The organism is Vibrio pomeroyi (assembly GCF_024347595.1).
GTDB classification, from domain to species: Bacteria; Pseudomonadota; Gammaproteobacteria; order Enterobacterales; family Vibrionaceae; genus Vibrio; species Vibrio pomeroyi.
Genome location: NZ_AP025506.1, coordinates 2,604,992 through 2,631,084, shown reverse-complemented (window position 1 = coordinate 2,631,084; position 26,093 = coordinate 2,604,992). Strand labels below are relative to the sequence as shown.

The window sequence follows — 26,093 nt, the reverse complement described above, 5'->3', positions numbered from 1 at the left end:
ATAATAAATGAGAATGTGGAGAGATATTAACGTGATTCAAAAGGGAGGAAATATGATAAAGCCTGATGAATACTGGCGTGAACGCCTATCAGACGACGAGTTTGCAGTATGTCGTCAACGTGGTACTGAAGCCCCATATAGCGGTAAGTTACTACACAACCAAGACACAGGTGTCTATAGCTGTACATGTTGCGAAAGCCCTTTGTTTCTGTCGGATAACAAATACGACTCTGGATGCGGTTGGCCTAGCTTTGATGCACCAGTGAATGACGAAGCTGTACGCTATATAGAGGATCTAAGTCACGGAATGAAGCGTGTAGAGATCCGTTGTACCGCTTGTGATAGCCATTTAGGTCACGTTTTTCCTGATGGACCGAAGACAACCGGTGAACGTTTCTGTGTTAATTCGGTGTCGTTAATTTTCAACAAAAATGACAAAAGTACGAAATAACTTGTAACTATTGTTTAATCCTTACAGGTCGCATTTGCTGATCGACTATTACTGAATTGCCCAAGACTTCAGAATTTCAGAGTTAACTTTAGTACAAATAAAAACAGCTACCATGATGGTAGCTGTTTTTTTATGTATATAGACGGTGCGATCAATAACTCGGGACGATCGTTGGGCTGTAGACACCATCCTCAATAGCTTCGACAATTTTGTCGGCGTCTTTATTTAACTGTTTGTATTTTGAATCTTCAAAACGATAGAGAACGGCCAGTTCCGCTTCTGATGCAATTGGTACATCAAACTCTTTGGCAACCATTGCCCAGACATACGCTTTTTCCATATGGCCCAAACTATGGTTGATGCTGGCCATCGACTTAAAGATCTCAGTATTAACGGCTGAGTTGCTCGACAAAGTTAAGGCATTATTAAGCAGCTTAAGCGTTTTAGTATGATCTCTGGTGGTATAGAAGGTGGCTAGGGCGTATTGCATATCTGCCGTGTTTAATGCTTCTGTTCCTTCTAACTGTAAGAAACTGCGCCTTGCGTTGGTGTCGCCAGTTTGTGACCATAGGAAGTAGAGTGTTTCAGGCGTGTCTGATTGAGCTAGCTCTTCAACAATGCGTTCAGACTCTTCAATACTGTGCATTAAAGAGGTAAAGCGGCGTTCTTGCAGTTTAGATTGGTCAATCGTTTCAATCTGTGCAGCAAGCTCTAAGCATTTTTTATAAGCCGTAACTAACTTGAACTCTTTAATCTTGTTGATTTCGGTAGGTTGCTTTTGAACTTCAAAGCGATGCCAGATTAAGTCGGTACGTGCGACACGACATTGCCCATCGTTCATGTTCAACTGTTCGCACTGAAGCCCTGGGTTACTTTGGCACAGTTGATCGGTATTTTTGTTCCCTTCAAGACACCCAACCAGAGTGAAAGGCAATAGGCTCATCGCCAACCATTTCATAATTTTCATATTCCTTCACTTGTGATCAAATACACTTATTTTCGGTCAGGTTCTTGACTCAATTCTGTTACGGGTTATTTTCTGGTGAAAATTGTTAAAACTAAGGCTCTACCATGGATGCAGAACAACTTCTTAGCGCAATGACACCCGAGGTCTACGAACGTTTAACTTACGCAGTTGAGACGGGTAAATGGCCAGAAGGTACGGCGCTCTCAAAAGAACAGCGCGACTCGTGTATGCAGGCGGTTATGTTATACCAATCTAAACATAACTCTGAAGCTCAGCACATGACAATTGCAGCTGGTGGTGAGATTAGCTTTAAATCTAAGTCTGAACTCAAGAAACAGTTTAAGTCAGACCAAGAAGATATTGTTAGGGTTAACCCGAATCATTAAGCTTAAATTACAACAAAGGGGTGGCAATGTGCCACCCCTTTTGCTGTTAAGCCGTTTATTTATAAGCAGTAAAACGATTTAGTTCACGTTAAACCGTTTTATTCGCATTCAAGCGTTCTGTTTACTCGCATTTAAGCGAAGGCTTATAAGCTCATCTCACCACGCAACACTTGTTGCATCTGAGTCTTCACTTCTTCGTAGCTTAGGTTTTGGCTTAATAGGTAGTGTAACTTCGCCAGCGCCGCTTCTGGTGTCATATCATAGCCACTCACCACGCCAGCTTCTGCAAGTGCACAACCCGTCGCGTAACCACCCATGTTCACTTTACCCGCCAAACATTGAGTTAAGTTCACCACAATTACACCGCGCTCGGATGCGTCTTTTAGGTGTTGAAGTAGCTCTGGGTTTTGTGGGGCATTACCGACACCAAAAGTAAGCAGAATCATTGCGTTAACAGGCTGTAGTAGCGTGTTACGGATCACTTCGTGTGAGATGCCCGGATACATAGTGATTACGCCGATAGGTTGCGGAGTAATGTTATGAACCTTGAACGCACCTTTAGGTTGCTCATTTACCACAACGTTATTGCTAATTTGGATGTTGATACCCGCTTCTAGCAATGGATTTAGGTTTGGAGACGTAAACGCATTGAAGCCATCAGCGTGAGATTTGGTGCTGCGGTTACCACGCATCAACTTGTTGTTGAAGAACAGTGTCACTTCATTGATTGGGTAGTTAGCTGCAATGTGCAGTGCATTCAGTAGGTTTGCTTGTCCGTCTGAACGTAGCTCTGCCAGAGGGATCTGAGAGCCGGTTACAATCACTGGTTTGCCAAGGTTTTCTAACATGAACGACAGCGCAGACGCGGTGTAGGCCATTGTGTCAGTACCGTGCAGGATAACGAAACCATCGTACTTATCGTAGTTCGCGCGAATATCATCAGCGATAGTCTGCCAATCCAATGGTGTCATATCTGATGAATCCATTAATGGAGAGTATTCATGAATGGTGTATTCAGGCATCTCTGGGCGATGGAATTCAGGCATGCCAGCAAGCTGCTTATCCATGAAACCTGCGACTGGAACATAACCGTGGTCAATAGACTTTTGCATGCCAATTGTGCCGCCGGTGTACGCGATATAGATGTGTTTTCTTTCCATGGCGATTAATACTTAGTGTGATGTAGGGAACAGGTGGGCGATTATAGCGAATTATCATGCAATAAAAAGAGGCGCCTAACACACAGGCGCCTCTTGGTTTATGACTTATAGGTTTAACTTATTGAACTTGGCAGTTTAGGCAGAAAGCGTAACGGCCTTGTGGGTCGTTAAAGTTACCTAATAGTTGGCTATCTTGAGCTAACTGCTGCGTAACAGGCTGTAAACTGCTTGGAATCATTGACTGAATATCTAGCCCAATCGACATCTGAACTTGGTTCATAAATTCTTGAATAAATTGTTCAGTTGCTGAAAGTGGCTTTTCTACCCAGTAAATGTTGTAGCTTTCAAGCTCTGCAAGTGAAGCCGCTGCTGCAATCGCATCGTCAAAGTCACCAATCTCATCGACCAAGCCTTTCTGCATTGCATCTTGACCTGTCCATACACGACCTTGAGCGATTTCGTCGACAGCATTAACGTCCATACCGCGATTTTCTCCAACCAAGCTGATGAAACGGCGGTAACCATTTTCAATACCCATTTGGAAAGCGTCTTTAGCACCATCAGTTAAGCCTGTTGTGATACCAAGGCCAGAGAAAGGTGAGGTGCCTACACCATCGGTGTAAACGCCGATATCGTTCAAGCCTTTCTCAAAGGTTGTGATAACGCTGAAAATACCAATCGAGCCTGTTAGCGTGGTCGGTTGAGCTAAGATCTTGTCTGCGCCCATCGAGATCCAGTAACCACCAGAAGCAGCAAGGCTAGACATAGAAACCACAACCGGTTTACCTGCTTGTTTGATCGCTTCGATTTCATTGCGAATAACTTCAGAAGCAAACGCACTGCCACCTGGGCTGTCTACACGAAGTACAACTGCTTTAACTTTGTCGTCATTACGAGCTTGGCGAAGTAGGGCTGCGGTGGTATCACCACCAACAGTGCCGCGAGGTTGTTTACCATCCATAATGGCACCGCTTGCCACAATCACAGCAACATCGTGTGATTCGCTGTTCATGTCTGGAAGCATAGTTGTACGGTATTCGTAGTAACCAAATGCGTTGTAGCTGTCTTGACCGTCACTGCCGAACACGTCTGCAAGTTCTAGTCGAACTTGTTGGCGGGTCGCTAGTTCATCCACTAAGCCCAGTTTTTCGGCCAGTTTCGCGATATCACCATCGACAGACTCAAGCTCTTTCAAGAAAGTGTCCATGCTTGGGTTCAGCGTTTTCGCGTCTATTTGGCGGTTATGGCTCACATCATCAACGTAAGCACCCCATAGTTGGCCTAACCAACGAGAAGCCGATTCTTTTGCCGCGTCTGACATGTCATCACGAATGAAAGGTTCGATGGCAGACTTGTAAGTACCTACACGGAACACATGGGTGTTCACGTCTAATTTCTCTAATAAGGTTTTGTAGTAAAGCGAGTAAGCGCTGTAGCCTTTAAGAAGCACACCACCATCTGGCGATAAGTATACTTTGGTCGCGTAGCTGGCTAGGTAGTATTGGCTCTGGTTGTAAAAATCACCCACCGCATAAATCGGCTTACCCGCTGCTTTAAACTCGTTCAGTGCTTTAGCAATATAACGAAGCTTGGTCAGGTTAGTTTCTGGTAGCTCTTTAAGCGCTAATACAATGCCCGTTACGTTCTCGTCATCTTTGGCATAGCGAATCGTTTCAACGATATCAAACAGAACGTTTTCTTTTGGAAGGTCTTTGCCAAGCAGTGAACCTGTCACGGAATCCATCGGGTTGATATAGCGGCTTTGTTCTACAATCGGACCAGAAAGGTTGAGCACCAAAGCCGATTGTTGTGGAACCGTTGGCTGAGCCGTATCTGAGTGGAAGTACACAAAGTAGATGATGGCAATACTGAGTAAAAAGATGATGTTAACAAGCGCAAGACGCACAAACGTAATGAGCTTCCAAATCCCTTTAAAGATCATGCCTATAAATTTGAATATTTTTTTCATTCTGTCTCCGCAGTGAGATCACGTCGCTTTAACAAGCCGTAGTACCATTAATCTCAATAATATGAACTGCTTAGTATCCTACGATAATTCCCAAGCTCAAACTATACCAAGAATTGTTAATCGATATATATTCTCATTAAGTGTAGTCAAATTAAGGACTTTTGAACGATTAATACGCTCTGCATTATGATCGGTGTTACAAAAATGTAAACGGTTGTTTGAACTTTTGGTAATTGAACTATACTGTGGTCAGACCACGAGGATAAAATAATAGAAGTGATGTCTGCCATGTACCCACATTTACTTGAACCACTCGATCTTGGATTTACTCAGTTACGTAACCGTGTATTGATGGGATCAATGCACACAGGTTTAGAAGAAAATAAAGAAGGCCTACACAAACTCGCCGCGTTTTATGAAGAGCGAGCAAAAGGAGGCGTTGGTCTTATTGTTACAGGTGGTTTCTCTCCTAATTTACGTGGCAGATTAACCCCATTCAGTGCTGAATTCAGTAAAGTAAAGCACGCTAAAGCGCACCAAGTTGTTACCGAAGCCGTCCACAAGCACGGCGGTAAAATTGCGCTTCAACTATTGCATGCAGGTCGTTATGCGATGCACCCATTCGCGCAAAGTGCTTCTGGCATTAAAGCGCCTATCGCTAAGTTCGCTCCGAGTGAGATGAGCCCTCGTCAAATCAAAAAGACCATTGGTGCCTTTGCCAACAGTGCCGAACTTGCTCAAGTCGCGGGTTACGACGGCATTGAGATCATGGGTTCTGAAGGTTACTTGATTAACCAATTCATCTGTAAACGTACCAATATGCGTTACGACGAATGGGGCGGTTCTTATGAGAAGCGTATGCGTTTCCCACTGGAGATCGTTAAATCGATTCGCGAAGCAGTAGGTGACGACTTCATTATTATTTTCCGACTGTCGATGCTCGATTTGGTTGAGCAAGGCAGCACCTTTGAAGATGTTGTTCTCTTGGCTCAAAAGCTTGAAGAAGCAGGCGTTACCATTATCAATACCGGTATCGGTTGGCATGAAGCACGTATTCCGACTATCGCGACACAAGTACCACGTGGTGCGTTCTCATGGGTAACCGAGAAAGTTAAACCGCACGTTTCTATCCCGGTGATCACTTGTAACCGTATCAATACACCAGAAGAAGCAGAACGTATTCTTAGCTCTGGGCAGGCTGATATGGTGTCTATGGCTCGTCCGTTCTTGGCGGACCCTGATTTCGTCAACAAAGCGGCTCAAGACCAAGCTCAGTTCATCAATACCTGTATCGGTTGTAACCAAGCCTGTTTGGATAACGTGTTTAAAGGTAAACGCGCGAGCTGTTTGGTTAACCCACGCGCGTGTTACGAAACTGAAATTGTTGTTCAGCCAGCGCAAGCGACTAAGACCATTGCGGTAGTCGGTGCAGGCCCTGCAGGTTTAGCTTGTGCGACAACGTTAGCGCAGCGCGGACACAAGGTTGATTTGATTGAGAAAAATGACCGTATCGGCGGCCAGTTCAGATTGGCAATGCAGATCCCGGGTAAAGAAGAGTTCAGAGAAACGATTCGTTATTTTGCTAACCAAATAGACGCATCGGGTGTGAATTTGAAATTGGATACCGAAGCAACGTTTGAGATGTTGTTGAAGTACGATGAAGTCGTGATGGCGGCCGGCGTAGAGCCAAGAAAGCTCGATATTGAGGGTATTGACCAAGAAAACGTGGTCGATTACCAAACCTTGATTCGCGAAAAGACACCAGTAGGCGAAAAGGTCGCGATTGTTGGTGCTGGTGGTATCGGTGTCGATGTGGCAACCATGCTGACAGAGCCGACGTCACACAGCCTAGACGATTGGCTGCATGAGTGGGGCATTGATAAGAATATGGAACACCCAGGCGGACTTTACCCTTACCCTGATTCGTTCAGCGATAAGACAGTCTGGGTAATGCAGCGTAAAGCGGGTCGTGTTGGTAAAGGTCCGGGTAAAACAACGGGCTGGATTCACAAACGCACACTAGAAAAACGCGGTGTGAATCTACTGGGCGGTGTAAGCTACAACAAGATTGATGACCAAGGTCTGCATATCAGCGTTGGTAAGCAAGAACAGGTACTTGATGCCGATTCCGTCATCGTGTGTGCAGGTCAGGTATCGGTTCGACCATTCGAAGATATGTGGCAAGAGTTTGGTGGCAAACTGCACGTGATAGGCGGTGCCGATTATGCCGGTGAGCTGGATGCAGTACGTGCTATCCGTCAAGGTGTTGAGCTAGCGATTAAGTTATAGAATCAACTATCAAGCTATAATGTTATCGGAAGATATTGTTATTTAGTTTGCTGAGTTAGATTTTGAACAAGGCTCCTAAGTCATAGATTTAGGAGCCTTTATTGTCTCTAATCTAACCTAAATGGGCGGTGGTTGAGATTTATTATCGTTTGTATTCTGTGCTAAAGTTCAAGTATACAAATAATAAAGAAATAGTAAGGACTTCAAATGGATGCTTTGGATCTATTGCTCAACAGACGCTCTATCGCAAAACTCTCTGATCCGGCACCTGAAGGTGTAGCGTTGGAAAACATCATCAAAGCGGGCTTACGTGCTCCTGACCACGGTGCGTTAACACCTTGGCGCTTTGTCATCGCGCAAGGTTCAGGGCTACAGAAACTTTCTGATATCTTAGTTCGTGCCGCTGAAGCGGATGAAAGCGAAGAAGCGGTGATCGAGAAAGTTAAGAAAGCGCCGTTCCGAGCTCCTATGGTGATCACCGTGATTGCTAAAGTGACTGAGCACGAGAAAGTACCAGCGATTGAGCAACATCTTTCTGCAGGTTGCGCGGCACAAGCAATGCAAATGGCCGCTGTCGCACAAGGTTTCCAAGGCTTTTGGCGTTCAGGTAAATGGATGTTCCACCCAGAAGTGCATCAAGCATTTGGCCTAGAAGGCGACGACGAAATCGTTGGTTTCCTTTACCTAGGTACTCCGGGCTGTACACCAATGAAAGTACCAGAGCGCGACTTCGCTAAGTTCGTTGAGTTCTTATAAAGAGCACTACGTTGAAAATGACTTAGGTCTGTGGGGAATTGTGAACTTGTTGGTTATGAATTCTATTGAATTGAATATTCAGTGCAGCACATCATTTTTAGAAAGAACCTTGCTAGACAGGACTTCATGAAAGCAAGCAGTGATACAGCCCACTAGGGGCTGATTCGATCACTAGACTGTTAGCGTACTTGTTAAGTCCAACATGATAAGTGGTATAAGCACAAGATAGTAGATTGTTCTTACCACGTTGAGTAAAACAGTTGTTAACTCAATCAACTTCATAAACACCGCCTTCGTTATGCGATTGTCGAATGTTGTCTTTAGCGTGAACTTTGATATGATTATTAATGTAATATGTCATCGTACTCTCAGTTCAGAAGACTGCAATCTTCTTGCTAAAAACGTGTATGTGACTGATAAATCAGCCCGCCTTTGTGTGGGCTTTTTTATTGCTTAGACTCTTGCATCTTACCTCCCGTAATTCGATTTGTCCTTAGTACAACATGTTGTGTTCGTTTGATTTTTTTGTCCTTTATTTTGTGTTATTTATCTGCTTTCTTGTGTCGTATTTAACGAGAACCACCAACTTTTAGTTTTGATTCAGATCAATAAAAAGAGAACGCTGAATAAGATCAATTCAATATTATTACGCTAGTTCTCGCTTTAGAAAAAATAAATAAAACCAATAATATAGTGTAAAAATCGTTGCTTTTTCTAGAGTCATTGCCGGCTGTGGCCGCATAGTTATTGGTAGATTCAAAACAACGCAGTTGGTTACTAAAGTTTGTATAAGGCATGTTTTAATTAGTGCATATTTAGTAGTCAGTAGTTTTTTGAATGTTAACTGTATAAACAACCAGTTTTTCTTGATTTATTAGGGTCACATTAGATAATGTGACCCTAATTGTTTGTAGCATCTGGAAAAACATGTCTCGCCTTATTATTGCTGAAAAACCAAGCCTCGGCCGCGCGATCGCCGCTGCACTGCCTAATCCACAGAAGAAAGACCAAGGGTTTATCAAATGTGGCAATGGAGATGTGGTGACTTGGTGTATTGGACACTTATTGGAGCAGGTTGAGCCAGATGCTTATGACGACCGTTATAAGAAATGGAACTTGGCCGATCTTCCTATCGTGCCAGAGCAGTGGCAGCTAAGACCTCGTAAGACATCGAGTAAACAGCTCACGGTGATCCGAAAGCTATTGAAGGACGCTACTCAAATCGTTCACGCCGGAGACCCAGACAGAGAAGGGCAGCTACTGGTTGATGAAGTGATCGATTACTGCAAAGTCTCTAAGGCTAAGAAAGAGTCGATGGACAGGCTACTGATTAGTGACTTGAACTTACCTGCCGTAAAACGTGCGCTCTCTCAAATGCGCAGTAACCGCGACTTTATCCCACTATCTATTTCTGCGTTAGCACGCTCTAGAGCCGATTGGTTGTATGGCATGAATATGACTCGCGCCTATACTTTGCTTGGTCAAAAAGCGGGTTACCAAGGCGTCTTGTCGGTAGGGCGTGTGCAGACTCCAGTACTTGGCTTGGTGGTGAGGCGTGATGAAGAAATCGAGAACTTCATTCCGAAAGATTATTTCACTCTGCATGCCTTGATTCCTTACCACAACAACGGTCAGAGCTTTGATATTCGTGCTCGTTGGAAGCCAAGCGAAGCATGTAAGCCGTGGCAAGATGAAGAAGGTCGTGTGCTCAATCGAAAGCTGGTTGAAAACGTCGCTCAGCGAATTGCGAATCAACCTGCGACCGTGATGGAATCAGAGCAGAAGCAAAGCAAACAAGCCGCGCCGCTTCCTTACTCTCTATCAGCCCTGCAGATTGATGCGTCTAAACGTTTTGGTATGAGTGCTCAACAGGTATTAGACACTTGTCAGTCTTTATATGAGAAGCACAAACTCATCACTTACCCGCGTTCTGACAGCCGCTATCTTCCTAAAGAACACTACTCGCAGCGAGAGTCGATCGTAGACGCCATCGCTAATAATGCGAAAGAGCTGCAAAGTGGTGCTCAAGGCGCAGATCTTTCACTTAAATCCAAAGCATGGAACGACAGCAAGGTTGATGCTCACCACGCGATTATTCCTACTCCGAAGAAATCATCGGTAAATGGTTTGTCTGCCAATGAGATGAAAATCTATCAACAAATCGCCCGCCAGTATCTGATGCAGTTCTACCCACCGGCTGTTTTTGCAGACGCTAAGTTGGTTTTTGATATCGCTGGTGGCGTGTTCATCGCGAAAGGACGTCAGCTTATCAACCCTGGCTGGAAAGTGTTGATGGGCAAAACGGACACCGAAGAGAAAGGTGATGGTACTGATACGGTTCCACCGCTAGATAAAGGGACTGTGCTCACCTGTCGTGAAGGTGTCATTGGCGATAAGAAAACCGAGCCGCCAAAACACTTTACAGAAGCGACGTTGCTGCAAGCGATGACGGGTATTGCGCGTTTTGTTGCGAACAAAGACCTGAAAGCCATTTTGAAAGAGACGGACGGTCTTGGAACAGAAGCGACTCGTGCAGGCATTCTAGACACTCTCTTTAAAAGGCAGCTGCTCACGCGCCAAGGTAAGAGTATTCATAGTAGCCCTGCTGGTCGAGGCTTGATTCATGCCTTACCTGAGGATTCGACCTTTCCTGACATGACAGCTCATTGGGAACACCAGTTGCAAGGCATGGCAGAACGCAATCAAGCGTATCAACCTTTCATGCAAGCGCTGGAAAGCAAGATAGATGGTTTGATGGGCAAGGTAAAAACTGGAGAGGTTCCTGAATCACTCCGCCACCTTCCTAAAGTCGACAGACCTGCTTTTAAACGTCGTAAAGGAGGTGGTGCGAAGAAGTCTTATACCAAGAACGGGTCGTATGCGAAGAAAGGTACTTCCGCTAAAAAGGGCACTAAGAGCTAGTACTTATCGGTAGAGGGATTAGCGTCCAACCTTGCGTCCACAACGCTTAAACAACTGCTGCCAGTAATCCACATGGCGGCGAGTCGATGTGCGAAAGGCTTGGTGCGTATCTTGGATGGGAAAGTAATAGCTGTGCAATTCTGGCTGAGCATCAAACATAACAAGCTGCGATGCTAACTGCTGATAATAGCCATCCAGTTGTGCCATGTAAGGTTGAACCTTACCAATATACTGTTGTTCGAACACATTGTTGAGATAACGAAACTTAGTAGTGTCTCGTTGTTTCCCGCAGATGATATTGGCATCAAAGGTTGTGAGTTGCTTGGTGATGGTATCGAGTTCAATTGAGGCTCGAGCGAGTGAGTAGTACAAATCTCCAAGCGTTGAACTCTTCTCCAGAACTTCTTGAACTTCAATGGTTTTGCCCGAAACGAGCGACGTGTTTAACGCTTGATTGATATGTTTTAGGGCGTCACTTGTCTGTCTCACTTGATCGCCAATATCAGCACGTAACCACTGACTCCCCCGCATTTGCGACTGCATAGCATCACTGGCATAGATGAGATTCCATTGATGTAGTGGAAACTGTGCGAGTTTCTGCTGCTCAATTTCTTTTAGTAATTCTACGATCTCTGGGTCTAATTCGTTATTCGCTAAACATTGCCCCACACCTTCCAGTAGAGCGACTTGATAATCATAATTTCGGAACTCGTCCGCGACTTTTCCGAGAACTGAGTTCCTTTCGGCAATCAGGTTGAACAATCCACATTGGCGAAGCTGATAGCTGTCAATGAGCCCGATAGAGAGCGAAGGGACATCCAGTAACAGCTCTCGTTTTCTCGGTAGGCTTTCAAATTCCCAGTTCTCTTTTATCTCGTCAGCGTCTTGTACTCTGGCTATTTTAGTTTGGTAGTCGTCAAACAAGTCTCCAGGGCCTTCCCCAAAACACCCACCGATCACCACGGTTAACAAAACCAGTGGTGAACGTCGCAGTAAATTTGGAAGAAGGCGAGGATTCATATGGAGCCTACCAGTCTATTTCAGTGCCATCGAAATTGAAGAAGTGACCACTTACTTCGGTATTAGCAGATTCGATGACTTTGATAAGGCCAGATGCCGAAGTGTCGGTGTCGATGAGAGCGTTTGGCCCACCCATTTCGGTTTGTACCCAACCTGGGTGCAGTGCTAACACAGTAAAGCCACCATCGGTTAGGTCGTTGCTTAAACTCTTCACAACGGAGTTGAGAGCCGCTTTAGAGGAGCGATAGATGTAGCCTCCGCCGGAGGTGTTCTCTGTCATGCTGCCTACTCGAGAAGACAAGCAAGCGACCTTTTTCACGTCACTTTTTTCTAGAACAGGTAATAGCGTTTCGACAAGCTTCAATGGCGCAATCGTATTGACTTCAAAAACACGTCGCCACTCTTCTACATCGGTATTACCCAATCCATAACCTTTTGGCCCATAGTAGCCAGCGTTGTTAATCAAGATATCAATCGACGGAATTTGAGAGGGAAGTTGGTTCACCGTTTGGTAATCGGTTATTTCTAACTGAATGCAGGTTAGGTCGCTGTTGTGATCTGCAAGTGAGAGCAGTTCTGTTGCTGAAGCGGCGTCACGGTAGGTTGCGTATACCTTGTGGTTACCTTGCAAGTATCGTTGAGTCAGACTTAAGCCAATGCCGCGGTTCGCTCCAGTAATAAAAATAACGCTCATGGTGATTCCTTTTCAGTTCAATTAGTTAAGTTTGATGGCTTAACACCAGAAAATCAACGGCCCACCAACTGGCCATTAGCATTCCGACAAAAATCATTACTGCTGTCGCTGAGCCACAGATCACCCCAAGGGTAAGTATTAAGTTTTTCATTACTTTCTCTGAATATATTTAAAGATAATGATAATTGTTATCATTAATTTGTGTTGTCGCCAAGTCTGAGGCTGTTATGATTTTGAGAAAGATAAGCAATTAACCCGATTATGATTCCTTTAATTTACCACCCAATTTATTCGCAGTTGCCTTTACCTGAGGGCCATCGTTACCCAATCAACAAATACCAGTTGTTACATAGCGCAGTTGAGGCGTTAATAGATAGCGATCCACTATGGAACAGCAAGTTTGAAGTGTTCCAACCAACGCCCGTTTCGGTTGAGCAAGTCAAACAGGTACACGATAGCGAGTATGTGGATTTGCTTGTTTCTGGAAACCTACCTGCGGCAAAGATGAGGCGTATAGGCTTTCCGTGGAGTGAGCAACTGATTGAAAGAACGCTCTACTCCAGCGGAGGAACTTGTTTGGCCGCAGAAATGGCGATAGAGAGTGGTTTAGCGATTCATTTGAGTGGTGGCTACCATCACGCGCATCATGATTTTGGCAGTGGTTTTTGTCTGTTGAATGATCTTGTGCTGGCAGCAAAGCAAGCGTTGACCTTTGAGCACATAGATAAAGTGTTGATTGTCGATAGTGATGTTCATCATGGCGATGGCACAGCGACTCTTTGCCAAGATAGCGATGAGATTATTACTCTGTCTTTCCACTGTGATAAAAACTTCCCGGCACGTAAACCTCTGTCGGATTTAGATGTGCCGTTAAGTCGTGAAACTGAAGATGAAGAGTTTCTAAGGTGTTTCGAACAAGTCACCAAGCTGGCGATTGCTCATCACCAACCTGACCTCATCATCTATGATGCGGGCATCGATATCCATCAAGACGATGAACTGGGCTATTTGAATGTGTCTACTCAAGGCATATTTGAACGCGACTGCTTGATGATTGAATTAGCGAAATCAGAATCTATTCCGATGGCGTGTGTTGTTGGTGGTGGCTATCGAACACAGCATGAAGATCTGGTTCCTATTCACATGCAACTATTGAAAGCGGCTCATCATGTTTACGATTAGCTTCTCAAATTAACCACTGAAATCTCATTAAAAAGGTGATAATGAAGAAGCATCTGCTGCACCAAAAAAGACATGGCTTGCACCACCTTGATGCGCAAAAATTACTTTTTTATTAATTAGTTACGTATTTGTGTGATTAATTCTGGTCTGTAAATTGCTTTACCCATGTGAATATAAAAACACAAGGGATGTAAATGAACCTGACGGACAAGGAACGCAGTTGGCTTAAGTGGTTTGGCGTAACAGGTAAACTGGCAATGCGTAGAGCCTGTTTTCTAAATCGAAGTAGGACAGAAGAGCTCGAGCAAACATTTGAAAGTATCGCCCATACTCGAGTGCAACTTCTTCATAATTGGGTGAAGAACCAATGGGACTTTTTAGAAGACTCTGCCGTTTATTTGGCAAGTCGAACGGAAGAACAGGCGGAAGGTACATTATCAAGTCTTCTTAAACGTGGCACGGATTTCTCTGAGCTGGCGATCGTCGATTCTAAAGGTGTCGCGCAAGCATCGAGTTATCACGACCATATCGGAGCCACTCTCGCAGATAAGAAGGCTTTAGCCGAAGGGGCATCGAAGCGTTATCTACACGGGCCGTATATGGACCCACGCACGTTGAACGTAGGAGCTTCGAGTTCATCGTTTCATGATCAAGTCACGCTGATGTTTTATGTGCCCTTTTCTCGGGACGAAGGGACTCAGCAGTTCTTATGTGGTCGTGTTCCTAATGATGTCATTGGTGACATTATTCAGCGAGAAGCGGGGCATATTTATAGTGAGTCGGGTGATAACTATATCTTTATGGTCGACTCTATTCATGACCCTCAAATTCAGCCAGGTGTTGCGCTCTCTCGCTCCCGCTTTGAAGATAATACCTTTTCACATGGCGAGAACTTAAAACAAGGGATTCATACTGACTGGGGAACGGTTAAGATCCAACAGCACACCGAATTTGAGATTCGATTTACGGATCCTGCCACGAATCAACTTCATCCCGGCGTCAGAGAAACCATCAAAAATGGCAGCAACCTGTTTATCGGTTACCCAGGGTATTCCGACTATCGCCACATACCGGTTATCGGCAAAGGTATTACTTTTCAGCTCGACGGTTCACCAGACACCTTCGGCATGATGTGTGAGTCCGACTTAGAAGAGGTCTATAGAGATCGAAGTCTCAGTTACACCTTATCTAAACATTTTATCGGCTGCATGTTATTGCCTTTGTCTGTTCCATTGCTGCTTGCTAACTTTTATACGTTAACTCCTCTTCTACACAGCGGTGTCATGTTCGCTTGCGCGCTTCTCGCTCTCGGTTTATTCCGTCTAGTGAGTGCTAAACCGTTAGCAAATAAGGTTCATGAAATGACTGGGGTGATGCAAACCTTAGCCGAAGGTGATGGCAATTTAAGTAGGAGGCTTGACCCAACCACATTCAGTCATAATGAACTTGGTAATTTGGGGCGATGGACTAACAGCTTTATCGATAACTTAGATAGCACGGTGAGTGACTTGATTCATGCGAGCCACGAAGTTAGGGAAGTATCGGAATCGATGTTTCGTCGCAGTGTCGTGATGAAGCAAACCAGTGATGATGCATCACAGGCGCTCAGTAATATGTTGGACCTAAGTCAGTATCAACAGAGTGAAATTACCCATGCGACCGTTTCGGCTACGCAAATGGATACAGTAATGAAGCAAGCCGTTCTTAATGCGGAGAAGGAATACAATCAATCAGTTGAAGGCATGGAGATTGTGCGGAATATTGTAGAAAGCTCAGCCCACAGCGTGAATGAGGTGAATAATGAAATGACCAAAGTGTCTGACATTATAGACATCATTACCGACATTACAGCGCAGACGAACCTTCTGGCATTGAACGCGGCCATAGAATCAGCAAGAGCAGGTGAACACGGAAGAGGATTTTCTGTGGTTGCCTCTGAAGTAAGAACTTTAGCTGACCGAACTTCACAAGCCGCCAACCATATTAGTGACTTAATGAAAGAGCTGCATACTAAGTCTCGCAGCGCAGTAGAGTCTATGGAGCGAGGCGTCGAGAATGTGAGTAAAGGTAATTTAACCGTCGACTCGAACGCACGCAGTGAGCAAATTCAAGCAGCAGTAGCCGATCTTTTTACGACCATGTCAAACCTAGATGAGAACAGTCAGAAAAATGGACAAACGGCAGACAAAGCCCAACGTTCTATCTCTGACCTACAACTGTCGACGAAACAACTCGCACGCCGAGTTTCGTTAATGGGTAATGCATTGAGCCGCTTAGACCAACTGATAGGACGCTTTGAAGTGAGCCGAAAGGTGGCGTAGTGAAAAGGCTGTGTAAGCCTGATACGTAAACTTCAGATACAAAAAAGCCGCTGATTTCTCAGCGGCTTTCTTTAATGTGGTGGAGGGATAGGGATTTGAACCCTAGAACCGCTATTAACGGTTGCCGGTTTTCAAGACCGGTGCTTTCGACCACTCAGCCATCCCTCCGATGGCGCGTATAATATAAGGGTGGCTTTCGCTTGTAAATACCCTTATCAACTGACTGCTTTTTTTATGAACGCTTTTCGATAATTTTGTGCTGAATGGCTATTTGTTGTGCTTTTTATCGAACGTGGAGGCGAAGTTCTGCGGTTAAAAATCATCTTTGTAATGTTGGCGATGAGCTTTGTTTGTGTGATAAACCAATCGCAGGCTATAGATGGTCTGGTTTAGATATCGATTTGTTGGCTGAGCGCGAATTGAGGACAACAATAAAGTACGACAGATAAGACTGGTGGGTTTGTGGCTTTTTGTGACAAGGATGAAAGTCGATAACCTAGTTTCCAATATTAAAAAGCTTCAGATGCAAAAAAGCCGCTGATTTCTCAGCGGCTTTCTTTAATGTGGTGGAGGGATAGGGATTTGAACCCTAGAACCGCTATTAACGGTTGCCGGTTTTCAAGACCGGTGCTTTCGACCACTCAGCCATCCCTCCAGTGGCGTGAATAATATAAGGGGCGGAGGATCTTGTAAACCCTTAATTTTCATAATTTTGTTTTGTTGCTTGTTTTCTAATCATTCACGGCAATAAAAAAGGGAAGCCACTGGCTTCCCTTTTCTCATTGATGATCATTTAGTCATTTTTTGTGTAGAAACGCTGCAGCTCTGTGAGGCCTTGCATCAACACTGGTAAGCGAGGGCTTACGTTTTTCAGGCGTTTGTAGTTCTGGTCGTACAATTTGTAGTTACCAAATTTATCTAACACCGTTGTTTGCTGATCAGTAACCAGTGCAAGCTCGCGAGAATCACCCGCTAGAATCCATTTTCTCTTACGCTCATCAAACAGGCTGCGACCGCTACTGAAGTCCGTTGGGTTCGATGACACGCCTAACAGCTCCTGCATTAGCGTTACCGACACATCTAGGTGACTAGAGCGGTGAGTGTATTCAGAAGCAGACTTACCAGGCCAGTTGATGAATAGAGGCACCTGTAATTGGTAACGGCTGTAGTTAGAGTTTGCACCCCAGCTGTTGGTTTTGGTTTCGTTAAACTCAGTACCGTGGTTAGAAGTAATGATAACCACCGTATTGTCGATAAGATCTAAGCGCTCTAGTTCAGCGTAGATAGTCGCTAGTTGAGCATCGGCCGCTTGAGCAGATTTCTGATAGTCTGCCGCAAAACGTTCTGCTGTGCTCAATGTCGAATCTGATTCAGAACTTGAATCGTAGCTAGAGAAGTTATCCAGCGTGGTCAGTTCAATAAAGTTAAACCAAGGGCGTTTAGCTTGTGGTGATTGAATCCAATCCGACCAAGCTTGTATCGCGCTTTGGTCATCATAAGTTGCTTGCTCTGGCATCACGTCACGGCCTCGGAATATGATTTCCGAGTAAAGTGCATCGTCAAAGTTGTCGCCACTGAAAGCGGCAAACTTATAATTATGATTGTCTAAAACATCTAACAGTACTGCGCTTGAGCCTTGTGCTTCGATGCTGCTTGCGTAGCTGCTCGGAAGGCCATAGAACAGGCCGAAAATACCAAACATATCGTTACTTGAACTGTAATGGTTGGTGAAATTGATCGACTGTTGCGCGTAAGCGTAGCTGTTTGGCATCGCTGTGGCATTAAGTGCATCAGAGCGAAGGTTGTTTACACTCACCATCAGGATATTCAGATCATCACTGCGGCGGTTGTATTGAATTTTTTCTAGCGGGTAGCTAACTATGTTTACGTTCTCTTTGTTCGCTTCTAAACGCTGTAGATACTCTTCACGGTCTAATAGGCCATGTTTTTCCATAAAGCTTTTCGCTGTCATTGGGTAAGACAGTGGGAAGTTCGCTTTTTGGCTAGTAATCGGGTTATAGAAATACGCATCAGCCCACATGTAGGTCAAGTGGCTGCTGATGAAACACAAGAAGAATACGGCGGTAATTGGACGGCCGATGTGTTTATGAGACAGTTTACGCTGCTTACGCCAAACCCACTCAGACAGACCGAGTTGCAGTAGGAAGATAAGCGGCATAACAATGAAGAGGTGCTGCAAGTCAGATGTGAATGCAGACTCCTCTCCACTGAATAAAACCTCCCACACGACAGGCGTCAGGTGGAGGTTTATATTTTGATACGTTTGGGTATCAATCAGTAGGACAGTTAAACCTATGGTCGCGAAACAAACGGCAACCAAACGTAATAACTTCCTCGACGGAAGAATAAAAGTGAGCGGGAACAGCACTAATAGATAGAGCGCGAACACTAAAAAGCCGAAATGACCAACCCACGATGCAGCCAAATAGAATTGACCCAGCAAGGTTTCTGGCCAAGCAGATTGAGTAATATAACGAGTACCAATCAACATCGCAGCAATGATGTTGAAAAATGCAAACCAGTGACCCCAACCAACCAGTCGAGATACACGATCGCTATATGAGTTTGCGCTGTCTACCATTTATAATTCTTTTATCCGTCAATCAAATTTAGTGAGACTTTTTATCTTCAAGAGAAGAAATTAAAGCCTCGGCAAATTTTTCAGCAATTCCTTTGCGTTGTGAAGCAGCAACATTCTGATTTAAGACATTGGTTGCGATATTTCCAGCGATCATCAGTGAAAGTTCTGGTGAAGCTTTGTGCTTAGATAGTACAGCACCTACTTCAGCTAGGATTTTTTCAACTTGTTCATCTGTGTATTTAGATATAATCGGCATAAGGACTCTAATAATGATAGTAAAAGCGGCTTATGATAACCTACTATGCACGACAACTGAAACCTGAACGGTAATATTTTCACTATGAGCCTTCACCTTTCCAACGTAATTTTACACCAGCTGAGCAAGAACGATCAGGATGAACTGATTGTTAACTATCGTGCTGAATCTCTAGAAAACGATGCTTCATCTGAAAGCCTAGTTGCTGAACTTCACCGTGTTTTTAATTCAAAAGCAGGCAAAGGGTTTGGTTCTTTCAAATCTGACAGCGAATTTCAGCAGTGGTTGCATCAACTTCGTGCTGGTGAGACAAACTTTTACGATTTTTCTCAAAAGAGTGCGCAACGTCTAAAAGACGAGCTATCAAAGTACCCATTCGCTGACGAAGGTATCTTGGTAATGGCTGAATATCAGTCACTTGCGACAGATTACCTTTTCATCGGTCTGCTGCCTTCAAACCAAAGCTTAAAGGTGACAGAAGGGCTAGATATTAGCGCAACTGACTACCTAGATATCTCTAAAATGGATATCGCAGCTCGCCTAGACCTGTCGACTTATGAGACAGACAAAGAGTCAAACCGTTACTTAACTTATATTAAAGGACGTGTTGGCCGTAAAGTCGCGGATTTCTTCCTAGATTTTCTTCAGGCTGAAGTTGGCTTAGATGCTAAACAGCAAAACCAAGTGTTGATGCAAGCGGTAGAAGATTTTGTTTCTGACTCTAAATTAGAGAAAGAAGAAGCGATCAGCTACAAAAAGCAGGTTGCAGACTACTGTAACGAGCAGCTAAAAGCGGGCGATGAAGTGCAAGTTCGTGAGCTTTCTGGCGAATTACCAGCAAGCACAGATGGCACGAGCTTCTTTGACTATACTAGTGAGCAAGGCTATGAGTTAGAAGATAGCTTCCCAGCCGATCGCGCAACTATGCGTAAACTAACAAAATTTGTTGGTGCTGGTGGCGGTTTGAATGTTAGTTTTGATAGTCTGCTTCTAGGCGAGCGTATCTTCTACGATCCGGAGACAGACACGCTAACAATTAAAGGCACACCACCGAACTTACGTGATCAACTGACTCGCAATAAGTCATAGTCCGAAGTTAACGGGTAGAAGCGGCAGCAGGATGTTGTCGCTTGTTCTGTGCTGAGTCTTTTAGCTACCAATAATGGCTGACAGCAAATACGCACAAGGAATATAGATGGAACAATCAGTAGCAAAGCCCAATCGCTTTAAAAAACCAGCCACTTTCTTGGTTGTGCTCTTGGCTCTGTGGCTACTGCCTTCATTAGCACTTCTCAATCTAAGCCGTTCCTACACACATTCTCTTGCTCAAATTGAAGAACTCGGTATTCGCGTTAATGAACTAAGGCAATCGCTTTATTTCTCGGAGCCACTGCGTGTGTCTCGAATCAATGACCTCGCACTTGATGCTCAATTGGTTTACTCGATCAGGCTGCAGATTGAATCTGATTTCCAACACGCCTTCTTTCGTCCTGATGTGAATCAACTGCTTTACGTTGCGGACCAATTTCTAGAAAAGTTTGATGAGTTCATCCCAATCGAAAGTCAGGTTCAAGACATTGTAGATAACATCAAGCTCTTGCGTGCCGATACTGAGCTCTCTCCTAAGCTAAAACCGCTACTGAATGAATTTGGAGTGGTGGTTTTCGAAGCAATGTATTCTGATAATCAAAGCTCGTCTGCCACTTATCGCGCCTTTGATTCTATTCTTGATAAGTCGTATGCATTAGAAACCGAAGAACAAGATGCTATTCAACAGTTGCTGGCAGATGCATCTGCATTGCTGAGTGATTACGCTCAACTTAACTATTTGGTTGATAAGATTAAGAAAAATTCGGTCAACGAGCAGATCATCAAGCTTGAAGCTGAGTTTCACGATCGTCAATTTAACCTATTATTGGTGATGCTTGGTTTAAGCTTAGTGGCGATGATAGCGTTGGTTTTATGGGGCGCTAATGCAAAAAAATTGACAAAAGAAACAGACGAAGAATTCAATCCTGAGCCTGAAATCGAACCAAGTAAGCCAAGTGCTTCCCGAACTTCTCATGCGGAGGTTGAGCTAGGAGAAGCCGATTCTGGAAATGTTGCTCGCGAAAAAGACAGCGTATCTCATGAATCGAATCACAGTGCCGCTTCCTCGGTCTTAAAACCGGCTGGTAACGCTTCTGAAGTTGCAGATAGCCAACATTCCGATTTTCAATCACAGCAGAATTTTAGTGTGCCGAGTCACTCCGCGATCCAACAAAATATTGAAGATACGCCAGTAGTAGAGAAACACGTCGCCAGTGTCACGGATTCAAAACCTGCGATTGATATTGAAGACATGTTAGAAACACTCGATGGTGACGCAGAGTCTGTCGAATTGTTGCTTGGTGTCTTTGTACAAGATCACGCTGATGATTATGAGAAGTTTAAATCGCTACTGACCAAAGATGAAACCTCAGCTGCTCGTGTTGTGCATAGCCTAAAAGGCGTGGCGGGTAGCATCAAAGCCTCTCGATTAGCAATCATTGCGGCGAGTATCGAAATGACGATGAAGCAATCAAGAGCCATCAGTGAGCATGATTTAACAGAGCTAGAGCAGGCAATAAAAGCCTCAGTAGATTCTGCTCATGCATATTTAGATAATCAACGTTAACTTTTGTAGGAATTTTGACAATACTCTGACGAAGTGCTCATACAATCCGCGCCCTTAGTCTTTGTCAGAGGTTTATATGTTACGAGTTTCGAGTCGAAGTTGGATGGTGTTGGTGCTTAGCATTGTGCTAAGTGGTTGTTCTCTCTTAGAAGTTAAGTTAGATAGTCAGACGACGCCTCTCACTCAACAAGAGCTGAATGCTCGCCTCATGACGCGTGAATACGCCAAGATGTTTTTCACACGAGTAGAAGACTCGGCGGACGTAATCGCGCAATCTTACCCGGCTGATGACACTTTGCATCAATCTTATGTGTTGCTTTGGAAGATCCACGCAGAGCAAGGCTTACAGCAAGCGGCTTATCAAACTTCTCCTATGTCAGCCTTAATTGACTCGTGGGTGTTCACTGCACAAATGAATCAGTTTTACGCCCAAGGTGACGGTGCTGACTTGTTTGTGACCGATGATGCTGTAGAAACAGCGCGTTTTCTTGACCAAGAAGCTGAGAAGCTAGCAAAGGGCGTATTGAGCTCAAGTGATTTCAAGAAGAGCAAAGCATTCGTTGCAGAGTTTGCCGCGAGTAATCCTTTTAAAGATCTAACCTTCAGAAGTACGCCTGCTTATCGTGAATGGCTAACTTATCTGGGTAAAGACGAATCTCAAATCGTTCAGAGCCTAGGTACTATGCCAGAAGCCATGAGCGATGCATCAGACCGCTTAAGCTTAATGGCTGACCAAACGCCAAAATTGATGACCTGGAAAGCCGAGTTGGTTGCAATGAACAGCTCACTCACGGGTGAAGATTTGTCGATGACACTGGAAAGCCTTCGTCAAACGTCAGCAAGCATGCAGGACTTCATTGAGAACAACCCTGAATACATGCAAACACTGGCTTCTATTATGTCGACAGAAATGCAGCCATTGCTAAACGACCTCAGCGATAAAACAGACCAAAAGTTAGCAATGCTGAGCGATGAGCGTGTAGCACTGGAAAAGATGGTGACGCGTGAGAGAGAAGCTCTGGTTCAGATGATTGAGAAAGAACGCATCGAGATTGCTGGTATCGTGACATCTGAAAGAGAACTGTTCACTCAGGATTTAGATCGTGTATCTCAAGAGGTGGTCGTGCTTGCGATTGATAAGCTGATGGAGCTGATCAAAGGTGTGATTATCTACTTCATCTTGTTTATCTTAGTGGTGTTCTTTGCACCGTTAGGTATCGGCTATTGGTTGGGTAAACGAACCGCCAACAAATAAGTAAATCAAGCAGATAAAAAAGAGCGCTCTAGGGCGCTCTTTTTGCATTTATACCATTAACGTTTTGTTTTACGTTCTAACGCCCTGAACGATGAAGTGCTAGGCTTGTTGCTTAGTCAGCTCAGATGCTTCTTCAGTTTCAAGTGCTGGCGCCGTTGGTTCACACTTATCAACGAACCAGCCCATGTAAGACGTCACGATAGTCACGATGATACAGATGAAGCTTAACCACATGAACGGCGCGTAAGACAGCGTCGCAACGCCTAGAATACTCGCCATGTAGATGCCGTTATCACTCCAAGGCACCATACCCGACGTTAGCGTGCCGCCAAACTCAGCGTTACGAGACAGGTTCTTACGTTTGTAGCCTAAACGGTCGTAGTTCTTCGCACAGATTTTTGGCGTAAGGATTAACGATACATACATCGCAGAACCGAACACGTTACCCATGAACGCCGTACCAATGGTGCTGGTTGCTAGTGAGCCTGCGCTGTTTACGCGGCGCTCGAATACCTTAGCGACAGTCTCTAGCACACCGACTTTATCTAGTAAGCCACCAAAACCTAAACCAAATACAATAACCGCAACCGAACCCAGCATTGAAGACATGCCGCCACGGTTAAGAATTGAATCAATGAACTCGACACCTGAAGAGATAGAGAACGGTGCCCAAGCTGTGTTGAATGCTGTTAGGAAGTCTATCTCTTGAATCATCACTGCCCAGATAATACCTAGCAGAGAACCGAAGCTGATCACTGGGAATGAAGGCATGCGGAAAGCCAGTAGGCCAAGCACGATCAACACTGGAACGAATGAATAAGGCGTGATGTAGAACTGTACTTCCATTGCTTTGATTACAGACTCTACTTGGCTCATATCAACGTTGCCCGCGTAGTGGAAGCCAAACGCAGTAAACATGATGCCGGTAATTACGTAGCTGATTAACGCAACTGGCAACATACCTTTAATGTGCTCTACAACTTCAACATTCGACATTGAAGAAGCAAGAATCACTGAATCAGATAACGGAGACATCTTGTCACCGAAGTAACAACCAGAAAGTACCGCACCTGCCGTGATTGGTGCTGGAACACCAAGGCCTTGGCCAATACCCATCATCGCAATACCCGCTGTACCCGCTGCGCCCCAAGAAGTACCGGTAGCCAATGCAGTTAGAGAACAGATGATCATGGTCGCTAAAAGGAAGATAGAAGGGTGGATAGCTTTCAGACCATAGTAAATGATGGTCGGTACGATCCCGCCTGAGATCCAAGTACCAACAAGAGCGCCAACGGCTAAAAGTATTAAAACTGCGCCTAAGCCATTAGATATTCCTTTGAGTGCTGCTTTTTCTAAGTCTTTGTATTGATGACCAAGACGAACACCAAGAACCATGATAATGAACCAGCCAATATACAAGGCAAGTTGGATTGGAAGGTCAAACTTTGCAGTAAAGGAAAAAGCAAGGGATAGAAATAGTCCTAACGCGATGAATACCTGTAATAGGTTCGGTAGGCAAGTTTTACTCTGCTTCATAAAAGCCTCTTGTGATTTCGAGCATTTATAGTGCTTCGTTATAGTGTGTGGTACGAAACGGACACTACAGTAATTAGTTTATTATATCGAAAAAATACGTCTAAGTTGTGATATTTGACTGTTAACTCAATCAATTGTGGTTTCATAATCTAAAATATTGTTAAATTCATGATTGTTACATGTTGATTTCTGTCGCACGTTGTTTTCGTTTTGTAAAATATAATGCTGAGTAACCTTGATTTAAAAGAGGGAATTACTGTTTGTGATCAGGCTGAATTTCAACGATTTCTACCGTGCAAATGTTTGAATTTGCCGATATTGAGATCTTTATGGGTGATGAGGATATTGAGTGTCGACACAGGGATAACTGCACGATTCATTACGTTCACTTAAAAGAAACGAAAAAGTTACACTTTTTGACAAAAAGCACTTGAGTTCTGTTTCTGAAAAACTTATAGATGGGGGAGAGCAATTTTTAATTTTATACATGGAGAGTGAGCGATGAGAGTAGGTCTAGTTGGTTGGCGCGGTATGGTTGGTTCTGTACTGATGCAACGTATGGTTGAAGAGAAAGACTTCGACCTGATTGAGCCTGTTTATTACAGCACATCTCAGATTGGTATTCCTGCCCCTGTTTTAGGCGGTAAAGATGCTGGTCTACTTCAAGACGCTTTTGATATTGATAGCCTAAAACAGCTAGATGCAGTGATTACCTGTCAAGGTGGCGACTACACGTCAAAAGTATACCCAGCGCTGCGTCAAGCAGGTTGGAAAGGCTACTGGATTGATGCGGCTTCTACTCTGCGTATGGACGCTGATTCAATCATCACTCTTGATCCTGTTAACTTGGCTCAAATCCAACAAGGTATTCATAGCGGCACCAACACTTTCGTTGGCGGTAACTGTACTGTGAGCTTGATGCTTATGGCACTAGGCGGCCTATATGAAAAAGGCATGGTCGAGTGGATGAGTGCGATGACTTACCAAGCGGCATCGGGCGCTGGCGCTAAAAACATGCGTGAGCTTATCTCACAGATGGGCGTGATCAACGACAGCGTAAGCTCTGAACTAGCAAACCCATCAAGCTCAATTCTTGATATTGATAAGAAGGTCGCGGATACGATTCGTTCATCTTCATTCCCAACAGACCAATTTGGTGCTCCTCTTGCTGGCTCACTGATTCCTTGGATCGATGTGAAGCGTGAAAACGGCCAGAGCAAGGAAGAGTGGAAAGCGGGCGTTGAAGCGAACAAGATTCTTGGCCTAGATGGTCAGCCAATCCCTATCGATGGCACTTGTGTACGTATCGGTGCAATGCGTTGTCACGCTCAAGCACTAACGATCAAGCTTAAGCAAGACGTTCCAATGGACGAAATCGAAGAGATCATCGCGACGCACAACGATTGGGTTAAAGTGATTCCTAATGACCGTGACATCACTGCGCAAGAACTGACTCCGGCTAAAGTAACAGGCACGATGTCTGTACCAGTAGGTCGTCTACGTAAGATGTCTATGGGTAACGACTTCTTAAACGCATTCACAGTTGGTGACCAACTGCTTTGGGGTGCTGCAGAACCACTACGTCGTACATTACGTATTATTCTCGCTGAGAAAGCGTAACTGCCTCATTTCTGAGAATAATTAAAGAAGAAGCGCCTTAGGGCGCTTTTT

At 44.5% G+C, this 26,093-nt stretch carries 18 protein-coding genes, 2 tRNA genes and 2 pseudogenes; 12 read left to right on the top strand and 10 right to left on the bottom strand.

Annotation, left to right across the window (positions count from 1 at the left end; all coding sequences use genetic code 11):
* The first annotated feature begins 13 nt into the window (after positions 1–13).
* Positions 14–451 (top strand): peptide-methionine (R)-S-oxide reductase MsrB, encoded by a 438-nt coding sequence (gene msrB / locus OCV12_RS11420; RefSeq protein WP_239847922.1) that lies wholly within the window; start codon positions 14–16, stop codon positions 449–451.
* A 151-nt stretch (positions 452–602) separates the two neighbouring features.
* Here msrB and OCV12_RS11415 read toward each other — a convergent pair whose 3' ends face one another.
* The gene (locus tag OCV12_RS11415) at positions 603–1,409 is read right to left on the bottom strand and encodes a DUF2989 domain-containing protein (RefSeq protein WP_261885955.1); all 807 of its coding nucleotides are present in this window, start codon (positions 1,407–1,409) and stop codon (positions 603–605) included.
* 113 nt (positions 1,410–1,522) lie between these two features.
* On the opposite strand from OCV12_RS11415, the gene OCV12_RS11410 reads away from it, so the two are divergent.
* The gene (locus OCV12_RS11410) at positions 1,523–1,804 is read left to right on the top strand and encodes a YeaC family protein (protein ID WP_010437067.1); all 282 of its coding nucleotides are present in this window, start codon (positions 1,523–1,525) and stop codon (positions 1,802–1,804) included.
* A gap of 143 nt (positions 1,805–1,947) precedes the next feature.
* On the opposite strand, the gene ansA is transcribed toward OCV12_RS11410, so the two are convergent.
* Together ansA and sppA are read right to left on the bottom strand one after the other, a co-directional pair.
* Positions 1,948–2,964 carry an asparaginase gene (gene ansA / locus OCV12_RS11405; RefSeq protein ID WP_239847870.1) on the bottom strand — a complete coding sequence of 339 codons (1,017 nt, stop codon included), beginning with the start codon at positions 2,962–2,964 and terminating at the stop codon, positions 1,948–1,950.
* 118 nt (positions 2,965–3,082) lie between these two features.
* Positions 3,083–4,933 (bottom strand): signal peptide peptidase SppA, encoded by a 1,851-nt coding sequence (sppA, locus tag OCV12_RS11400; protein WP_261884699.1) that lies wholly within the window; start codon positions 4,931–4,933, stop codon positions 3,083–3,085.
* 279 nt (positions 4,934–5,212) lie between these two features.
* Here sppA and OCV12_RS11395 point away from each other — a divergent pair, with 279 nt between their 5' ends.
* The 3 genes from OCV12_RS11395 (at position 5,213) to OCV12_RS11385 (ending at position 10,900) form a co-directional block, all read left to right on the top strand.
* Positions 5,213–7,222 carry an NADPH-dependent 2,4-dienoyl-CoA reductase gene (locus OCV12_RS11395; RefSeq protein WP_176680215.1) on the top strand — a complete coding sequence of 670 codons (2,010 nt, stop codon included), beginning with the start codon at positions 5,213–5,215 and terminating at the stop codon, positions 7,220–7,222.
* Between the two features lie 207 nt (positions 7,223–7,429).
* Entirely contained in the window at positions 7,430–7,978 is a 549-nt protein-coding gene (locus OCV12_RS11390; RefSeq protein WP_017631353.1) for an NAD(P)H nitroreductase, read from the top strand.
* Between the two features lie 927 nt (positions 7,979–8,905).
* On the top strand, positions 8,906–10,900 hold the full coding sequence (locus tag OCV12_RS11385) for a DNA topoisomerase III (protein ID WP_261884698.1): 1,995 nt from the start codon (positions 8,906–8,908) through the stop codon (positions 10,898–10,900).
* A gap of 18 nt (positions 10,901–10,918) precedes the next feature.
* On the opposite strand, the gene OCV12_RS11380 is transcribed toward OCV12_RS11385, so the two are convergent.
* On the bottom strand, positions 10,919–11,920 hold the full coding sequence (locus OCV12_RS11380; protein ID WP_261884697.1) for a DUF3080 domain-containing protein: 1,002 nt from the start codon (positions 11,918–11,920) through the stop codon (positions 10,919–10,921).
* 7 nt (positions 11,921–11,927) lie between these two features.
* Positions 11,928–12,614, bottom strand: a complete 687-nt coding sequence (locus tag OCV12_RS11375) for an SDR family oxidoreductase (protein WP_261884696.1) — start codon at positions 12,612–12,614, stop codon at positions 11,928–11,930.
* Between the two features lie 261 nt (positions 12,615–12,875).
* Here OCV12_RS11375 and OCV12_RS11370 point away from each other — a divergent pair, with 261 nt between their 5' ends.
* Both OCV12_RS11370 and OCV12_RS11365 read left to right on the top strand, forming a co-directional pair.
* Positions 12,876–13,796, top strand: coding sequence for a histone deacetylase family protein (locus tag OCV12_RS11370; RefSeq protein ID WP_261884695.1), 921 nt, complete (start codon positions 12,876–12,878; stop codon positions 13,794–13,796).
* Between the two features lie 194 nt (positions 13,797–13,990).
* Positions 13,991–16,117, top strand: coding sequence for a methyl-accepting chemotaxis protein (locus OCV12_RS11365; RefSeq protein WP_261884694.1), 2,127 nt, complete (start codon positions 13,991–13,993; stop codon positions 16,115–16,117).
* 77 nt (positions 16,118–16,194) lie between these two features.
* Here the strand turns inward: OCV12_RS11365 and OCV12_RS11360 are convergent.
* The 4 genes from OCV12_RS11360 to OCV12_RS11345 form a co-directional block, all read right to left on the bottom strand.
* Positions 16,195–16,285: transfer RNA gene (locus OCV12_RS11360), tRNA-Ser, on the bottom strand.
* A 396-nt stretch (positions 16,286–16,681) separates the two neighbouring features.
* A tRNA-Ser gene (locus tag OCV12_RS11355) sits at positions 16,682–16,772 on the bottom strand.
* Positions 16,773–16,910: 138 nt separating this feature from the next.
* Positions 16,911–18,719, bottom strand: a complete 1,809-nt coding sequence (locus OCV12_RS11350) for a DUF3413 domain-containing protein (RefSeq protein ID WP_261884693.1) — start codon at positions 18,717–18,719, stop codon at positions 16,911–16,913.
* 28 nt (positions 18,720–18,747) lie between these two features.
* Positions 18,748–18,975: a YejL family protein gene (locus tag OCV12_RS11345; protein WP_004740674.1), complete on the bottom strand. Its 228-nt coding sequence runs from the start codon at positions 18,973–18,975 to the stop codon at positions 18,748–18,750.
* Positions 18,976–19,059: 84 nt separating this feature from the next.
* On the opposite strand from OCV12_RS11345, the gene yejK reads away from it, so the two are divergent.
* The 4 genes and pseudogenes from yejK (at position 19,060) to OCV12_RS11330 (ending at position 22,886) form a co-directional block, all read left to right on the top strand.
* Complete coding sequence (gene yejK / locus OCV12_RS11340; RefSeq protein WP_017061190.1) at positions 19,060–20,064, top strand: nucleoid-associated protein YejK; 1,005 nt, start codon at positions 19,060–19,062, stop codon at positions 20,062–20,064.
* A gap of 106 nt (positions 20,065–20,170) precedes the next feature.
* A pseudogene (locus tag OCV12_RS24970) lies at positions 20,171–20,942 on the top strand (Hpt domain-containing protein); the annotation flags it as partial.
* A gap of 323 nt (positions 20,943–21,265) precedes the next feature.
* Positions 21,266–21,631, top strand: a pseudogene (locus tag OCV12_RS24965) (Hpt domain-containing protein); the annotation flags it as partial.
* 76 nt (positions 21,632–21,707) lie between these two features.
* Positions 21,708–22,886 carry a chemotaxis protein gene (locus OCV12_RS11330; protein WP_261884691.1) on the top strand — a complete coding sequence of 393 codons (1,179 nt, stop codon included), beginning with the start codon at positions 21,708–21,710 and terminating at the stop codon, positions 22,884–22,886.
* Between the two features lie 99 nt (positions 22,887–22,985).
* Here OCV12_RS11330 and nhaC read toward each other — a convergent pair whose 3' ends face one another.
* The gene (gene nhaC / locus OCV12_RS11325) at positions 22,986–24,422 is read right to left on the bottom strand and encodes a Na+/H+ antiporter NhaC (protein WP_261884690.1); all 1,437 of its coding nucleotides are present in this window, start codon (positions 24,420–24,422) and stop codon (positions 22,986–22,988) included.
* A 501-nt stretch (positions 24,423–24,923) separates the two neighbouring features.
* Between nhaC and asd the strand changes: the two genes are divergently transcribed.
* Positions 24,924–26,042: an aspartate-semialdehyde dehydrogenase gene (asd, locus tag OCV12_RS11320; protein ID WP_017629874.1), complete on the top strand. Its 1,119-nt coding sequence runs from the start codon at positions 24,924–24,926 to the stop codon at positions 26,040–26,042.
* The last annotated feature ends 51 nt before the right edge of the window (positions 26,043–26,093 follow it).

Excerpts from the sequence above, each read along its gene's own strand:
- msrB (WP_239847922.1), top strand. The coding sequence starts at position 14 with ATGTGGAGAGATATTAACGTGATTCAAAAGGGAGGAAATATGATAAAG.
- OCV12_RS11415 (WP_261885955.1), bottom strand. The coding sequence starts at position 1,409 with ATGAAATGGTTGGCGATGAGCCTATTGCCTTTCACTCTGGTTGGGTGT.
- OCV12_RS11410 (WP_010437067.1), top strand. The coding sequence starts at position 1,523 with ATGGATGCAGAACAACTTCTTAGCGCAATGACACCCGAGGTCTACGAA.
- ansA (WP_239847870.1), bottom strand. The coding sequence starts at position 2,964 with ATGGAAAGAAAACACATCTATATCGCGTACACCGGCGGCACAATTGGC.
- sppA (WP_261884699.1), bottom strand. The coding sequence starts at position 4,933 with ATGAAAAAAATATTCAAATTTATAGGCATGATCTTTAAAGGGATTTGG.
- OCV12_RS11395 (WP_176680215.1), top strand. The coding sequence starts at position 5,213 with ATGTCTGCCATGTACCCACATTTACTTGAACCACTCGATCTTGGATTT.
- OCV12_RS11390 (WP_017631353.1), top strand. The coding sequence starts at position 7,430 with ATGGATGCTTTGGATCTATTGCTCAACAGACGCTCTATCGCAAAACTC.
- OCV12_RS11385 (WP_261884698.1), top strand. The coding sequence starts at position 8,906 with ATGTCTCGCCTTATTATTGCTGAAAAACCAAGCCTCGGCCGCGCGATC.
- OCV12_RS11380 (WP_261884697.1), bottom strand. The coding sequence starts at position 11,920 with ATGAATCCTCGCCTTCTTCCAAATTTACTGCGACGTTCACCACTGGTT.
- OCV12_RS11375 (WP_261884696.1), bottom strand. The coding sequence starts at position 12,614 with ATGAGCGTTATTTTTATTACTGGAGCGAACCGCGGCATTGGCTTAAGT.
- OCV12_RS11370 (WP_261884695.1), top strand. The coding sequence starts at position 12,876 with ATGATTCCTTTAATTTACCACCCAATTTATTCGCAGTTGCCTTTACCT.
- OCV12_RS11365 (WP_261884694.1), top strand. The coding sequence starts at position 13,991 with ATGAACCTGACGGACAAGGAACGCAGTTGGCTTAAGTGGTTTGGCGTA.
- OCV12_RS11350 (WP_261884693.1), bottom strand. The coding sequence starts at position 18,719 with ATGGTAGACAGCGCAAACTCATATAGCGATCGTGTATCTCGACTGGTT.
- OCV12_RS11345 (WP_004740674.1), bottom strand. The coding sequence starts at position 18,975 with ATGCCGATTATATCTAAATACACAGATGAACAAGTTGAAAAAATCCTA.
- yejK (WP_017061190.1), top strand. The coding sequence starts at position 19,060 with ATGAGCCTTCACCTTTCCAACGTAATTTTACACCAGCTGAGCAAGAAC.
- OCV12_RS11330 (WP_261884691.1), top strand. The coding sequence starts at position 21,708 with ATGTTACGAGTTTCGAGTCGAAGTTGGATGGTGTTGGTGCTTAGCATT.
- nhaC (WP_261884690.1), bottom strand. The coding sequence starts at position 24,422 with ATGAAGCAGAGTAAAACTTGCCTACCGAACCTATTACAGGTATTCATC.
- asd (WP_017629874.1), top strand. The coding sequence starts at position 24,924 with ATGAGAGTAGGTCTAGTTGGTTGGCGCGGTATGGTTGGTTCTGTACTG.